The organism is Caulobacter sp. GW821-FHT09B08 (assembly GCF_059418225.1).
Map to the genome: position 1 here is coordinate 331,405 of NZ_JBWKPL010000005.1, position 13,968 is coordinate 345,372.

The following is a 13,968-nucleotide window of genomic DNA, read 5'->3' on the forward strand; positions in this document are numbered from 1 at the left end:
ACACGAAAAAAAGGCCCCGGAGCGATCCGGGGCCTTTTCCTTTGCGCGGGCGCTAAGTCTTACGACTTCGGCGCGGCCATCGGCGTCAGCTTGCCAGCGGCGGCCTTCATGGCCTCGTGCTGGGCCGGGGGCAGGGGGATCAGGCCACGGCCTTGCAGGTAGCCGCCGCGACCGGTCGCCGCGTCGGACACGAATTCGGCGACGAACTCCTTCAGGCCCGGGGTCACGCCGACCTGGTCCTTCTTGACGTAGATGTAGAGCGAGCGCGACAGCGGGTACTGGCCGCTGGCGATGGTCTGGGCCGAGGGCTTCACGCCGTTGACGCTGGCGCCCTTGATGCGGTTGCCGTTCTCTTCGAGGAAGCTGTAGCCGAACACGCCCAGGGCGCCCGGGGTCTTCTCGATGGTGCCGACGATGGCGTTGTCGTTCTCGCCGGCGTCCACCCAGGCGCCGTCGGTCCGCAGCGGGTCGACCTTGGCCTTGAAGGCCTTCTCGTCGCTCTCGGCCAGCGACTTGGCGGTCGGGAACTTCTTGGCGCCGTTCTCGATGGCCAGTTCGACGAAGGCGTCGCGGGTGCCCGAGGTGGGCGGCGGGCCGTAGACCAGGATGCGGTTGGCCGGCAGGCCGGCGCCGATGTCTTTCCAGGTCTTGTAGGGGTTGGCCACGAATTGGCCGCCGCGCAGGGCGTTCTGGGACAGGCCCAGATACAGGTGCTCGATCTTGAAGTTGTAGTCGGGGGCCGACTTGTCCATGGCCACCACGATGCCGTCGAAGCCGATCTTCAGCTCGACGATGTTGGTCACGCCCTTGGCCTTGCAGGCCTCGAACTCGGACTTCTTCATCGGACGCGAGGCGTTGGCGATGTCAGGGAACTTCTCGCCCATGCCGCCGCAGAACATCTTGATGCCGCCGCCGGTGCCCAGGCTTTCGATCTTGGGCGACTTCTTGCCGGTCTTCTTGGCGAAGTTCTCGGCGGTGCGGGTGGAGAAAGGGAAGACGGTGGAGGAACCGGCGGCCCAGACGAAATCGCGAGCGGCGTGGGCGTTGGTCGCACCGGCCAGCAGGCCGAGCGCCGCGGTGGCGCCGAGCAGGGTCTTCATAGGGAGCTTTCCTACTTTCGAGGGGGGCGAGAAGGAGGGAACGAACAAACTGTACGTTCTGTGCCGCTGTCATTTGTCACAGTTTGGCGACAGATTTGCGACAGCGTCCGTGTGCGGACGATCCTTCTCGCCTTCTTCGGCTCTAGATCAGGTCCAGGACGCGCTCCTTGGGGCGACACAGGGCCACGCCCTTGGGTGTAGCCACCACCGGCCGCTCCACCAGGATGGGGTGGGCGACCATGGCGTCCAGTATGGCGTCGTCGGTCGCGTCGGCAGCGGTCAGGCCCAGTTCCTCGGCCGGCGTGCCGCGCACCCGCAACCAATCGCGCGGCGTCGCCCCGGCCCGGGCCAGCAGGTCGACCAGTTGGTCGCGCGTCCAGCCGGCCTTCAGGTACTCGACGATCGTCGGCTTGTGGCCGGCCTCGCGGACCATGGCCACGACGTTGCGCGACGTGCCGCAGTTGGGGTTGTGGAAGATGGTGATGGGAAAGTCGGTCATGTCGCTCGGTGAACCAGTCGGGGCGGGCGATGTAAAGACCGTCGCGCGTCAGACGGTCGCGGCGGTTTAACCGGTCAAGTCAACCAACGGGCAACCCTGGCGCCCGATGTTTCCCGCGAAGAGGGAAATTCCATCATGTCCGCTTACGCCGCCCTACGCAGCCTGACCTTCGCTTCGATCATCACGCTCGGCCTGGTCACGGCCGCCTGGAACAGCGCCAGGAACGTCGCCTGGCCGCTCGACCAGAACCGGGGCGACGTCGTCTGGATCAACACGGCCGCCAACTAGGCGTCCACGACTTCCAGGGTCGGGATTCCTGTCACCTCCAGTCGGATCAGGCCACGTCCCGGTCGCGACAGGCGGATCGGCGCGCCCTTCTCGTCCAGGCGGCGCTTGAGCAGGATCAGGCGGGTCTCCAGATTGTCCTTCAGGTCGGGCAGGCGCAGGGCCGCGTCCAGCCGCACCTCGCGATTGGTGAAATCGGCGCGGCCTTCGTCCAGCCAGGCGCGCAGGAAGTGGTGCAGCAGGCGCCCGGGCACGCCCTTGATCGCATAGGCCTCGTCGATGAACACGCTGTCGTCGAACGGATAGTAGCGGACCTTGAACGGCGCGCCGGCGCGGGGCGTGGGGGCGGTGGTCTGGACCTCGCGGTCCACGCCCCGGGGCGCGACGGCCAGACCAGCGGCCAGCTGGGCGGCGACCAGGCTCAGGACCTGCTCGTCCTCGGCGGTGAAGGCGAAACGTGTCGCCGCCTCGACGAACACCACGCCCTTGACCTCGCCCCGCACGATCATGGGGGCGGCCAGCTGGCTCAGGGACTCGGCCAGGCCGGGCAGGGGGATGATCCGCCGGCGGTCGAGTTCGGCGCTCGACAAGGCCGCCCCGGCGAACCGGTGGCCGCGGCTGAGGTCGGCGATCCGCACGGCGCGGCCGGTCTCGGCGGCGATGCCGATCGCCCCGACGCCCAGGGCGATCTCCGACCCCGCCCCGCCCGCCGGATAGCCTCGGCTGGCCAGGACGGCCAGGGACTGGCCGGTCTCGTCGACCGCCAGGACCATGGCGTTGGAAAAGCCCAGTTCGCGGACCAAGGCGTCCAGGGTCGTGTCGAGGGCGGCCTCGGGGTCGGTCTGGGCGGCCAGGGTCTGGGCGATCCGGGTCGTGGCCGACAGCCGGTCGGCGGGCGTCGGGCGGTCCGGTTCCGGCGCCGCGGGCGACACGAAGGACCGCGCCCGGCGCAGGGATTCCACGCGATAGATGTCCGCCCCGCGCAGGCGCATCACCTCCTCCATGCCCCGGCCGTGACCGGCGCAGAGGGCCTGCAGGTGCGCGCTCATCCGTTCGAACAACTCGCCGCTGTCCACGGTCCGGTCGAAGGCCAGGTCGAGGGCGAACTGGTCGCCGGTGCGGCCGTCGACCAGCAGCAGGGCCGCGCGCCCCGTCTGGCCGACATTGGCCGCCGTCTTGGAAAAGAACTGGTTCGACAGCGCCACGTGCCGGTCGTCGACCAGGAACACCTGCGACAGGTACGAGACGTTGGGCACGCCGTCGGCGTCCAGCGTGGCGATGATCGAGGGGATCACGCCTTCGAACGCGTCGGCCAGGTCGGCGAGCTTCATGCCGGGGCGCCCGCCAGGATGCGGCCGGCGTCTGGCCCGGGCGTCTGGGTGAAGGCGGCCGTCGGGACGAACCGCACCCGCACGAGATCGCGATCGGTGATCCAATAGTCGATCTGGCGGTCGCGAACGCCCAGGGCGATCAGGGTGGCGCGCATGGTCTCCATGTACCGGCGCGCCAGGGCGTGATCTTCGGGGTCGATGTCGCCGGTCTCCAGCACCGGACCTTTGATCTGATAGGTGCGATAGTTGGCCGGCCGGCAGAAGGTGACGGCCAGGGCGGCGCCGGGCGCGCAGCCGGCCGCCAGGTCCGGCCATTGGGCCCGGGAGACGAAGACGTCCACCAGATCGCCGGCTTCGGAGGCGCGCGCGCCCACGCCGCGCGCGATGGTGGGCCGGCCGGCCGCGTCCTTGACCGCCAGGATCATCATCACCGGTTCCTGGATGAAGCCGATCATCTCGCGGTTCAGCACGCCGTTCCCCCTGTGGTGGTACGGAAAACCTAAGGCAATAGGACGCTTTTAGGAACGGGAGCCGCCGCTTAGGAACCATTTAGGATGAGCCGGCGAACGTCGGTCGCTAGAGGTCCCCGCCATCGCTCGCGGCCCAAGCCGGCGGGCACGTCAGCCAGGACCGACATCATGCAAAGCCTTCCCGCGCCGCCGGCGTTCCCGCCGCGCCACGACATCTATGGCCCGATCCACAAAGGCCTGCGCCGCGCCCACGCCGAACTGCTGGGACGGCTGGGCTGGGCGGACTACGTCGCCGACCAGTCGACCCTGCTGGCCGATCTGCGCGAGCATCTGCGCTTGGCCGCCAAGCACTTGGCCCACGAGGAGGCCCACATCCATCCGGCGCTGGAATCCCGGGCTCCGAAGGGCGCCGCGCGCCTGGACGCCCAACATGTGCATCACCGCATGCGCTTTCTGGAGGTCGAACACCACATCCGGGGCGTCGAGGCCGGCGGCGGTCCGACGGCGGGTAGGGCGCTTTATCTGGAGTTCGCCCAGCTGGTCGCCGAGGACCTGGCTCACATGCACGAGGAAGAGACGGTCACCTGGCCGCGCCTCTGCGCCCTGTTCAGCGACCACGAGCTGATCGAGATGGAAATGACCATCGTCGGCAGCCTTTCGCCCGAGGACACCATCGCTTTCATGCGAATGATGATCCCGGCCATGAACCCGGCCGAGCGGGCCGGAATGCTGGGCGGTATGAAGGCCGGGGCTCCGCCGGAAGCCTTCGCCGCGGTGTTCGAGCACGCGGTGCGCGCGACTCTGGGGGCCAACGATATCGAGAACCTGGAACGTCTCGGCCTGGCCGCCTAGGCCGGGACAACAGGTCAAGCGGCAACGCTTTTGGCGGCTCCTTGTGCGTGCTGGATCAAGTTTCTTGACCTTCGGGATGCTAGGAATGCTCCGGACTGAGCAAGAAGCGAGCGGTGACGACATTTCGTTCAAAATGTCAGAGCCGGGACCGAGCGAAGCGGCGCGGCTGGGTGATGCTCGTTCTCAAGAGGCGTCGTCCTGGGGATAATCACCGCGGGTGATGGGCGCGACGACCTCGAAATGAGGACGTCATGTCGAACCAACGGCTTTTGATGGCGGGATCTTCCGTCGCTGTTCTGCTCGCCCTGTCCGCCGCCATCGCGCCTAGCGCAGCCTTCGCGGCCGACCCCGAACCGGCGGATACGCCGACCGCCGTCGACGAGATCATCGTCAAGGCGCGGGACAAGGCGGGACTGCTCGAGACCCGACCCAACAACACGGTGTTCGGCATCGATAAACCGCTGCTGGAGACGCCGCGCTCGGCCAGCTTCGTTTCCGACACGACGCTGCAGCGCTACGGCATCGAGACCATCGACGGCCTGACCGCCGTCTCGCCCGGCACCTACACCGCCAGCTTCTACGGCGTGCCCGGCGCGCTGAACATTCGCGGCACCCTGGCCGAGAACTACTTCCGCGGCTTCAAGCGCATCGAGAACCGCGGCACCTATTCCACGCCCATCGGCGCGGCCGACCAGATCCAGATCGTGCGCGGTCCGCCGACCCCGATCTACGGCTCGGGCAAGGTGGGCGGCATGCTCAACTTCATTCCGAAGTCGGGCAAGAACGAGGGCGGCTACCTCTCCGAACCGACCGGCGAGGTGACGGCCACCTACGGCTCGTACAACAAGAAGAACGCCACGGCCCAGCTGGGCCTGCCGGTGAACTTCGGACCGGTGACCGGCGGTGTCTACGCCTACGGCGAGGTCGAGGACAGCCACAGCTACTACAAGGGCATCTATCCGCGTCGTCAGACCGGCGAGATCTCGGCCGACTTCGACCTGGGCAACGGCTGGTCGACGGCGTTCGGCGGCATGAAGTACCATTCGGACGGCGACGTGCAGACGCCCGGCTGGAACCGCCTGACCCAGAGCCTGATCGACAACCAGACCTACACCACCGGTCGCGACACCACCCTGGTCGACAGCGACGGCAACGGCCGCATGACGCTGAACGAGATCAGCGCCAACAGCGCCAACCCGTACTACTACGACCCGGCGTTCAACCCGCTCTACATCCCGTACTACAACTTCTACAACACCAACGCCGCCCACATCCTGGACACCGGCGTGGGCACGACGAAGCTGTCGCCGCGCACCGTCTACATCAGCCCTGCCGACTTCTCGAAGACCGACACCAACACCCTGTACTTCGACCTGGCCAAGGCCCTGTCGCCGACCAGCACCATCAAGGCCCAGCTGTTCTACGACGACCAGGAGAACAAGCGCTTCGTCAGCTACGGCTACCCGGCCTGGTTCGACAGCTCGGTGTGGGAAGCGCGCCTGACCTACAACTTCGACAACGACTTCGCCGACGGCCTGGTCACCGCCAAGTCGTTCATCGGCGCCTCGTACCGCGATTTCTCGGGTCGCCGCCGCGAAAGCTACAACAGCGGCGTGATCGCCCTGGACCGCCGCGACATCGCCTACGGCGCCACGGCCACCGACATCATCGACAGCCCGTTCTCGACCGAGACCGGCGCCGGGGTGCTGGGCCTGGCCTGGGAGAACGACAACAAGTCCGACTGGCAGCAGAAGGGCGTGTTCTTCATGACCGACGTCATGATCGCCGAGAAGCTGAACCTGATGGTCGGCGGCCGCTGGGACGACTACGACGTCAAGTCGCACGACACCGGCGTGCTCAGCTACCAGGTCGCGGGCGAGCAGAAGGCCGGCAAGGACAAGTTCACCTACACCGCCAGCGCAACCTACAAGGCTCCGGGCGGTGTGATGCCCTACATCACCTACGCCAAGGCCTCGGCCCTGGAGATGAGCCAGGCTGGCGACGTGGCCGCCAGCCTCGTGGCCGACGCCAGCGACGCCTGGCTGTCGAACAGCGACCTGGCCGAGGCCGGGGTGAAGTTCCAGTGGCTCAAGGGCACCCTGGTCGGCTCGCTGGCGGGCTACCGTCAGAACCGCACCCAGCTGACCGGCATCACCGGTACGCCGACCGGCACTCGGGCCAAGGGCGTGGAACTGGAAGTCCGCTGGCTGGCCAGCGAGAACTTCAGCTTCACCTTCTCGGGCAACACCCAGCACACCACGGTGAAGGGACCGGACAACTCGTTCCAGTACATCCCGGCGTACACCGCCGGCGTCCCGGGTTCGCAGGCCTTCGGCGGCACCTATGTGGTCTGGGCGTTCAGCGGCCTGCCGGGCCGCGCCGGCGACTACGACTACACCCTGATCCCGAAATCGGTGGTCAGCCTGTACGGCGCCTACACCAGCGACGACTACGACTGGGGCAAGGTCGGCGGCACGCTGGGCGTCACCCACGTGACCAAGACCTCGGGCACCGTCCAGAACGCCGTGACCTACCCGGCCTACTACGTGGCCAGCGCCTCGGCCTACTACGAGTACGGTCCGTACACGGTGACCGCCAATATCGATAACCTGTTCGACAAGCTCTACTTCACGCCCGACGCCGACAGCTACGCCAACCTCGGCGCGCTGCCCAGCAAGGGCCGCGAGTGGCGCGTGACCCTGGCGCGCAAGTTCTAGTTCCCCCCGTCCCGCGCCGCCGGAGACGGTGGCGCGGGATCGTCCGCTTAAACACGGAGGCCCCCATGTCGACGATCCCCTGGAGATCCTGGCTGCTGCTCGGCGCGCTGAGCCTGCTGCTGTTCCTGATCACCGCCTCGACCTTCTCGTCCCTGGGCGTGGTGTTGCCGGCGATGATCAAGGAGAACGGCTGGGGCTTCGGCCCGGCCTTCCTGGGCTTCACCTTCCTGGGCGCGTTCTGCGGAGCCTCCTCCAAGCTGCCCGCCATACTGATCCGCAAGATCGGGGTGCGCGGCACCATCGTCGCCGGCTCGGTGGTGATGGTGACGGGCTTCACCTGCTTGGCCGCCTCGCCGGGGCTGGCGGTCTATCTGGTCGGCACGGCCCTGCTGGGCGTGGGCTACCAGATGATGGCCCTGATCCCCGGCACCCACGTGCTGTCGATGCTGTTCAAGAAGCGCGCCCTGCCGTTCGGGATCTATTTCACCATCGGCTCGCTGGGCGGTGTGGTCGGTCCGTGGATGGCCGTCAGCGGCATGGAGATGGCCCAGGGCGGCTGGCGTCCCTACTGGTGGGCCCAAGCCGTGGCCTCCGTCGTGGTCGGCGCCCTGTGCGCGGCCCTGGTCGGCGGCCGCGCCTGGCTGGAAGCCGCCGCCGTCGAGACCGACAAGGCCGTGGCCGAGGATATCGAGGCCGCTCCCGCCAACACCAAGGTCTATCGCACCGCGACCGACTGGACCGTGAAGGAGGCCGTCCTCACCCCGCAGTTCTGGGTGATCCTGGCCGCCTATTTCGCCCACCTGCTGGGCGGGGTGACCGCCGTCAGCCTGGCGCCGACCCATTTCAACGAGCTGGGCGTGGTCTCGGCCGTGGCGGTCGCCGCCATCAGCCTGGAATCCCTGATGCAGGTGGTGGCCCGCATGGGCGGGGGCCTCCTGGGCGACCGGATCGACCCGCGCTGGCTGCTGGCCGGCGCCCAGGGGATGATGGCCATCGGCCTGGCGGCCCTGGCCCACGCCACCACCTGGCCGCTGCTGATGCTGTTCGCCGTCGGCGTGGGCGTCGGGTTCGGCCTGACCGTGCTGGCGGTCAGCATCCTTCTGCTCAACTACTATGGCCGTAAGAACAATCTGGAGATCTTCTCGCTGATCTGCCTGGTGGGGGCGGTCTCGGCCCTGGGGCCGGTGGTCGGCGGAGTGATGCGTGACCGCCTGGGCAGCTTCGTCCCCACCTTCCATGTGTGCGCGGCGATAATCGGCGTAATCTTCATCGCCGCCTGTTTCATGCGCCCGCCGCGCAAGGCCACCCAAGTCGAGCCGGTCGCAGAACCGGTCCCTGATATGCTTCAAGACGCCGCGTAAAGGAGGAGCGCCATGTTCCATAGCCCATCCAAGCACAAGGATTTCGGGGTCTTCCTCCCGGTCGCGAACGGCGGCTGGATCATCTCCGACACCACCCCGGTCCTCGACGGCCTCTATCAGACGAACCGAGCCGCGGCGGTCACGGCCGACGAGGTCGGCATGGACTTCGTGATGTCCATGGGCAAGTTCCGGGGCTTCGGCGGCAAGACCGACCACTGGGGCACGGCCCTGGAGTCGGTGACCATGATGGCCGGCATCGCCGAGGCCACCAAGAACGTCCGCATCTGGGCCACCATCCACCCGCTGCTGCAGAACCCGGCCGTGGCGGCCAAGATGATCGCCACGCTGGACCATATCAGCGGCGGCCGGGCCGGCCTCAACATCGTGGCCGGCGCCTACAAAGGCGAGTTCGACCAGATGGGCGCGTGGGACGACAGCCTGTCCCACGACGACCGCTACGCCCTGACCGAGGAATGGACGACCATCGTCAAGCGCCTGTGGTCGGAAGACAGCGTCGATTTCGACGGCAAGTTCTTCAACATGAAGGACTGCCAGTCCAAGCCCAAGCCGCTGGCTAAGCCGCGTCCGGAGATCGTCTGCGCCGGCATGAGCGACCGGGGCTTCCAGTTCTCGGTGCGCGAGGCCGACGTCTGCTTCATCGGCGGCCGCACGCCCGATGAGCGCCGCGACGCCTCGCTGCGCGCCAAGAAGGTGGCCGAGTCCATGGGCAAGACCATCAAGACCTACGCCATGTGCACCGTGGTCCACGGCGACACCGACGCCAAGGCCGCGGCCATGGTCGAGCACTACAAGGACGGCGCCGACATGGGCGCGATCCTGGCCATGCTGGCCAGCTGGGGCGTGCCGGCCGACAAGCTAGATACCGTGGCCAAGCAGCAGGGCGCCTTCATGACCCACACCGTGGTCGGCTCGCCCAAGACCTGCGGCGATCAGATCAAGGAATATATCGACTACTGCCAGCTGGACGGCCTGATGCTGATCTTCCCCGACTATGTCGAGGGGCTGACCATGTTCGGCGCCGAGATCCTGCCGGACCTGCGGGCGGTCTATTCGTGAACGCCGTGAGCCCCGTTTCCGAGGTTGCCAACGGCCTGGCCGGCTGGATCGCGCCGGGCCGCACGGCGGTGCTGGTCATCGACATGCAGGTGGACTTCGCCTCGCCCGACGGTGCGCTGGGCGCCTTCATCGACATGGATGTGGTCAAGCCCGCCCTGGCGGCGGCCGAAAAACTGGTCGCCGACGCCCGCGCGGCCGGCGTGCCGGTGGTGTTCATCGGTCTGTCGACCACGCCCGAGACCGACTCCGCGGCCTGGAATGAGCGCATGCGCCGGCGGGGCGGCGACCCGGACACCGACGCGGCCCTGTGCCGGGCCGGTCAGGTCGGGTCGGAGTTCTATGGGCCCAAACCCCTGCCGGACGAGCTGGTGGTGCTGAAGAGCCGCTACAGCGGCTTCGTCGGCACGGATCTGGACATGCAGCTGACCAAGATGGGCGTCGACACCCTGGTGGTGGCCGGCCTGACCACCGAATGCTGCGTGGGCGGCACCGTCCAGGACGCCTTCCACCTCGACTACCACGTCTTCGTCGCCGCCGACGCCTGCGCCGCCTACGAGGCGGATATCCACGAGGCCTCGCTGAAGGTGATGGAGCTGAACAGCGCGATCTTGACCGACACGACGGCGATCGCGAACGCCTGGAAAGGGGCTGCTTGAGTATGGCCGACGGATTTCCGCCCATGGGCGCCGCCGCGCCCTACACCGTCACCGACGAGGATCGCGCGGCCATCGCCGCCGCCATCAGCCAGGACGAGATCGTCGAACTGGCCCTGACTCTCGGCAACATCCCCGCGCCCTCGGGCAAGGAGCTTGAGGTCGCCAACTACGTCTACGACTGGATGGCGCGCGAGGGCTTCTCGCCGCGCAAGGTCGGGGCGACGCCCGAGCGGCCCAACATCATCGGCACCCACGGCGGCAAGGGCGTGGGCAAGAACCTGCTCTTCACCGCCCACCTCGACACCGAGGCGCCGACCTGGAACCCGGACCTGGACGCCTACAAGTACAGCCCCGAGACCATCGCCAATCCCGAGTGGGAGAAGTGCTGGCTGGAGGACGGCAAGCTGTACGGATATCCGATCGCCAACGATCGTGGCCCGATGAGCTGCTTCATGATCGCCGCCAAGGCGCTCAAGAAGGCCGGCTACGAACTGGCGGGCAAGATGTACCTGACCGCCTGTCCCGGCGAGATCGGCCCAGAGCCGATCGAGGAGCACCGGGGCGTGGCCTATATGGGCAAGGACATCGGGGCCCACTACCTGTTCCACCACGGCGGCGTCGCGCCCGACTACGCCATCGCCGCCGAGGGCTGCGACTTCGGCCTGACCTGGGTGGGCTGTGGCTATGCGGTGTTCCGCTTCCAGGTGTGGGGGGAGGGGGTGTTCACCCCGCTGCTCGACCATCCCGAAACGGCCGCCAAGCACCCCAACCCGATCTACAAGATCGGCAAGCTGACCGAGGCGATCCACGCCTGGAGCGGCGAGTACGAAAAGAACAGCCGCTACGAGAGCGTCGGCGGCGTGGCCCAGCCCAAGTCGCAGATCGCCTCGGTGCGTGGCGGCATCCCCTTCGCCTTCGGGGCGGGGACCGAGCTGGTGAACCTCTATCTCGAGGTCGGGCTGACCCCTAAGCAGCGCGTGGCCGAGGTCCAGCACTCGCTGGAGGCCATGGTGCGCGAAGCGGGCCTGGGCCGCATCGACATCGAGCCGGTCGTGGTGCGCCACGGCTTCGAGGCCGACGCCCGCGAGGTGGCCCCGCTGGTCGCCGCCGTGGACGACGCCACCAAGCTCAGCCTGGGTCACCCGGTGGCCCTGGCCAACCCGGTCTATTCCAGCATGTGGCGCGACCAGAACGTCTTCAACATGCACCGCATCCCGGCCATCACCACCGGCTTCCGCCGCTGGCGGCCCACGCCCCAGGACCTGGTCGACAGCGCCCTGGTCTACGCCCTGACCGCCTTGGCGGTCTGCGGCCGAGCCAGCCCCGACGAGAGCGCCAAGCGCCCGGCGTCGGCGGTCTATCCCGACAACCCGTTCGGGAACGAATAGGCATGGGCGCCGCAGTCAGAGAACTCGCGCCCGAGCCGAGCGACTTCCGCAAAGCCATGGGCAGCTTCGCGGCGGGGGTGACCGTGGTCACCGTCTGTCACGACGGCCGGCTGGTCGGCACCACGGTCAGCGCCTTCAGCTCGGTGTCGATGGATCCGCCGCTGATGATGGTCTGCCTCAAGCGCGACAGCCGCACCCTGGCGGCGCTGAGCGAGGCGAAGAGCTTCTGCGTCAACATCCTGGCCAGCGACCAGGGCGACCTGGCCTACCGCTTCGCCAAGAGCGGGGCCGACGACCGTTTCGCCCTGACCGCCGTCGAGGCCGGGGTCTGCGGCGCGCCGCTGCTGGCCGGCGCCGTGGCGGCCGTCGAATGCGAACTGCACGCCGCCCATGACGGCGGCGATCACGAAATCCTTGTCGGCCGCGTCCTGCGCGTCGTGGTCGACGAAGCCAAGGCCCCGCTCGTCTATGTGCGCGGCGGCTTCCTGAACGCTTAGTGGAGTAGAGCCGCGATGGCTTACGACGTTCTCGATGTGAAGCCGATGACGCGCCGGATCGGCGCGGAGATCTTCGGCGTCGACCTGGGCAAGCCGCTCTCGAACCGCCAGTTCGAGGAGGTCCACCAGGCTCTGACCCAGTACCAGGTGATCTTCTTCCGCGACCAGGAGATGGACCACGACGCCCACAAGGACTTCGGCCGCAAGTTCGGGCACCTGGCCATCCACTCGGGCGTCCCGGGCCTGGCCGAACATCCCGAGATCGTGGCCATCCACGCCGACGCCAATTCCAAGTTCGTGGCCGGCGAGAACTGGCATTCGGATCTGACCTGCGATCCCGAGCCGCCCCTGGGCAGCATCCTCTACATGAAGGTCCTGCCCGACGACGGCGGCGACACCTGCTTCGCCAGCATGTACGCGGCCTATGAGACCCTGTCGGACAAGATGAAGGCCTATCTGGAAGGGCTGTCGGCCGAGCACGACGCCAATCCGGTCTACAAGGCGATCTTTCCGGACATCGACCGCAAGTACAATTGCTCGGTCCATCCGATCGTCCGCACCCATCCGGTCAGCGGTCGCAAGAGCCTGTTCGTGAACCCGTCCTACACGACGCGGATCATGGGCCTGTCCAAGGCCGAGAGCGCGGCGATCCTGAACTTCCTCTACCAGCATGCGTCCAACCCGGACTTCCAGGTGCGCTTCCGCTGGAAGAAGAACTCGGTGGCCTTCTGGGACAACCGCTGCACCTGGCACCAGGCAATCTGGGACTACTTCCCCGACACGCGCACCGGCTACCGGGTGACGGTGGCGGGCGACAAGCCGTTCTGACCATGACGCCGTCCCAGCGCCGGGTGCTCCTTCTCGGCGCGGCCGGCGGGATCGGCTCGGCGATCCGCGAGGGCCTGCGCGGCCGCTACGGCCTGATGCGCCTGGCCGATGTCGCGCCGCTGGCGCCGGCGGGGCAGGGCGAGGAAACGCTCCGCGTCGACTTGCTCGATCTCGACGGCCTGGTCGCCGCCATGACCGGCATCGACTGCGTGGTCCACATGGCCGGCGTGCCGGTCGAGCCCGAGACCAACGCCTGGGAACAGGTGCTGCCGGCCAACATCGTCGGGGTCCACAACCTGTTCGAGGCCGCGCGGCGGGCCGGGGTGAAGCGGGTGCTGTTCGCCTCGTCGCACCATGCGGCCGGCTTCCATCGGCGCGACACGCCGACGGCCGAGACCCTGGTCCCGCGCCCCGACAGCTACTACGGCGTCAGCAAGGTGTTCGGCGAGGCCATGGGCCGGATGTACGCCGACAAGTTCGGCCTGCAGGTGCTGAGCCTGCGCATCGGCGCCTATCGCGACCGGCCTTCGGACCCGCGCCAGCTGGCCGTCTGGATTAGCCCGCGCGACATGGTCGAACTGGTGAGATGCGGGATCGAGGCGCTGGATTTCGACTATGCGACCGTGTACGGAGTTTCGGACAACACGCGGAGTTTCTGGGACAATTCGGCGGCGGGGTTTCTGGGGTATGAGCCCGTGGACAACGCCGAGGACTGGGCCGACGAGGTGCTGGCGGGGCCGCCGGAGGATTCGGTAGCGGCGCGGTTCCAGGGTGGTTGGTACTGCGCGAAGGATTTCGTGGAGCGGTAGGATGGAGCGCACCCACTTGCCCCCACCTGGCGACTGCGTCGCCTGTCCGCCCCCATAGGGGGCGGAGGACGCGCGTTCTTCAGCCTCCGCCCCCTACG

14 protein-coding genes are annotated in these 13,968 nt (G+C 67.7%); 10 read left to right on the forward strand and 4 right to left on the reverse strand.

From position 1 onward, the window contains the following. Positions 1–59: 59 nt before the first annotated feature. Together AC07OA_RS16665 and arsC are read right to left on the reverse strand one after the other, a co-directional pair. Positions 60–1,100, reverse strand: coding sequence for a substrate-binding domain-containing protein (locus AC07OA_RS16665; protein WP_494664925.1), 1,041 nt, complete (start codon positions 1,098–1,100; stop codon positions 60–62). Between the two features lie 142 nt (positions 1,101–1,242). Next, entirely contained in the window at positions 1,243–1,599 is a 357-nt protein-coding gene (gene arsC, locus AC07OA_RS16670) for an arsenate reductase (glutaredoxin) (RefSeq protein ID WP_494664926.1), read from the reverse strand. Positions 1,600–1,734: 135 nt separating this feature from the next. On the opposite strand from arsC, the gene AC07OA_RS16675 reads away from it, so the two are divergent. After that, positions 1,735–1,887, forward strand: a complete 153-nt coding sequence (locus tag AC07OA_RS16675) for a hypothetical protein (protein WP_494664927.1) — start codon at positions 1,735–1,737, stop codon at positions 1,885–1,887. Here AC07OA_RS16675 and AC07OA_RS16680 read toward each other — a convergent pair. Together AC07OA_RS16680 and AC07OA_RS16685 are read right to left on the reverse strand one after the other, a co-directional pair. Then, entirely contained in the window at positions 1,884–3,215 is a 1,332-nt protein-coding gene (locus AC07OA_RS16680) for a GAF domain-containing protein (protein WP_494664928.1), read from the reverse strand. The two genes, AC07OA_RS16675 and AC07OA_RS16680, sit on opposite strands and share 4 nt — an antisense overlap. Further along, on the reverse strand, positions 3,212–3,685 hold the full coding sequence (locus AC07OA_RS16685) for a hypothetical protein (RefSeq protein WP_494664929.1): 474 nt from the start codon (positions 3,683–3,685) through the stop codon (positions 3,212–3,214). Before AC07OA_RS16685 ends, AC07OA_RS16680 begins: the two co-directional genes overlap by 4 nt. A gap of 168 nt (positions 3,686–3,853) precedes the next feature. Between AC07OA_RS16685 and AC07OA_RS16690 the strand changes: the two genes are divergently transcribed. The 9 genes from AC07OA_RS16690 (at position 3,854) to AC07OA_RS16730 (ending at position 13,870) form a co-directional block, all read left to right on the forward strand. Further along, complete coding sequence (locus tag AC07OA_RS16690) at positions 3,854–4,537, forward strand: hemerythrin domain-containing protein (RefSeq protein WP_494664930.1); 684 nt, start codon at positions 3,854–3,856, stop codon at positions 4,535–4,537. Positions 4,538–4,788: 251 nt separating this feature from the next. Beyond that, positions 4,789–7,254 (forward strand): TonB-dependent siderophore receptor, encoded by a 2,466-nt coding sequence (locus AC07OA_RS16695; protein WP_494664931.1) that lies wholly within the window; start codon positions 4,789–4,791, stop codon positions 7,252–7,254. Positions 7,255–7,319: 65 nt separating this feature from the next. Next, a complete protein-coding gene (locus AC07OA_RS16700; RefSeq protein WP_494664932.1) occupies positions 7,320–8,615 on the forward strand; it encodes an MFS transporter in 1,296 nt (431 codons plus the stop codon). 12 nt (positions 8,616–8,627) lie between these two features. Continuing rightward, positions 8,628–9,692, forward strand: a complete 1,065-nt coding sequence (locus tag AC07OA_RS16705; RefSeq protein WP_494664933.1) for an LLM class flavin-dependent oxidoreductase — start codon at positions 8,628–8,630, stop codon at positions 9,690–9,692. Beyond that, positions 9,689–10,348: a cysteine hydrolase family protein gene (locus AC07OA_RS16710; protein WP_494664934.1), complete on the forward strand. Its 660-nt coding sequence runs from the start codon at positions 9,689–9,691 to the stop codon at positions 10,346–10,348. Before AC07OA_RS16705 ends, AC07OA_RS16710 begins: the two co-directional genes overlap by 4 nt. 2 nt (positions 10,349–10,350) lie before the next feature. Then, entirely contained in the window at positions 10,351–11,736 is a 1,386-nt protein-coding gene (locus AC07OA_RS16715) for a zinc-binding metallopeptidase family protein (RefSeq protein ID WP_494664935.1), read from the forward strand. 2 nt (positions 11,737–11,738) lie between these two features. Next, the gene (locus AC07OA_RS16720; RefSeq protein WP_494664936.1) at positions 11,739–12,233 is read left to right on the forward strand and encodes a flavin reductase family protein; all 495 of its coding nucleotides are present in this window, start codon (positions 11,739–11,741) and stop codon (positions 12,231–12,233) included. Between the two features lie 15 nt (positions 12,234–12,248). Continuing rightward, complete coding sequence (locus AC07OA_RS16725; RefSeq protein WP_494664937.1) at positions 12,249–13,061, forward strand: TauD/TfdA dioxygenase family protein; 813 nt, start codon at positions 12,249–12,251, stop codon at positions 13,059–13,061. A 2-nt stretch (positions 13,062–13,063) separates the two neighbouring features. Next, the gene (locus AC07OA_RS16730) at positions 13,064–13,870 is read left to right on the forward strand and encodes an NAD-dependent epimerase/dehydratase family protein (protein ID WP_494664938.1); all 807 of its coding nucleotides are present in this window, start codon (positions 13,064–13,066) and stop codon (positions 13,868–13,870) included. The last annotated feature ends 98 nt before the right edge of the window (positions 13,871–13,968 follow it).

Coding starts and splice junctions, on each gene's coding strand:
- AC07OA_RS16680 (WP_494664928.1), bottom strand. CDS start 3,215: ATGAAGCTCGCCGACCTGGCCGACGCGTTCGAAGGCGTGATCCCCTCG.
- AC07OA_RS16705 (WP_494664933.1), top strand. CDS start 8,628: ATGTTCCATAGCCCATCCAAGCACAAGGATTTCGGGGTCTTCCTCCCG.
- AC07OA_RS16690 (WP_494664930.1), top strand. CDS start 3,854: ATGCAAAGCCTTCCCGCGCCGCCGGCGTTCCCGCCGCGCCACGACATC.
- AC07OA_RS16665 (WP_494664925.1), bottom strand. CDS start 1,100: ATGAAGACCCTGCTCGGCGCCACCGCGGCGCTCGGCCTGCTGGCCGGT.
- AC07OA_RS16720 (WP_494664936.1), top strand. CDS start 11,739: ATGGGCGCCGCAGTCAGAGAACTCGCGCCCGAGCCGAGCGACTTCCGC.
- arsC (WP_494664926.1), bottom strand. CDS start 1,599: ATGACCGACTTTCCCATCACCATCTTCCACAACCCCAACTGCGGCACG.
- AC07OA_RS16675 (WP_494664927.1), top strand. CDS start 1,735: ATGTCCGCTTACGCCGCCCTACGCAGCCTGACCTTCGCTTCGATCATC.
- AC07OA_RS16715 (WP_494664935.1), top strand. CDS start 10,351: ATGGCCGACGGATTTCCGCCCATGGGCGCCGCCGCGCCCTACACCGTC.
- AC07OA_RS16695 (WP_494664931.1), top strand. CDS start 4,789: ATGTCGAACCAACGGCTTTTGATGGCGGGATCTTCCGTCGCTGTTCTG.
- AC07OA_RS16730 (WP_494664938.1), top strand. CDS start 13,064: ATGACGCCGTCCCAGCGCCGGGTGCTCCTTCTCGGCGCGGCCGGCGGG.
- AC07OA_RS16725 (WP_494664937.1), top strand. CDS start 12,249: ATGGCTTACGACGTTCTCGATGTGAAGCCGATGACGCGCCGGATCGGC.
- AC07OA_RS16700 (WP_494664932.1), top strand. CDS start 7,320: ATGTCGACGATCCCCTGGAGATCCTGGCTGCTGCTCGGCGCGCTGAGC.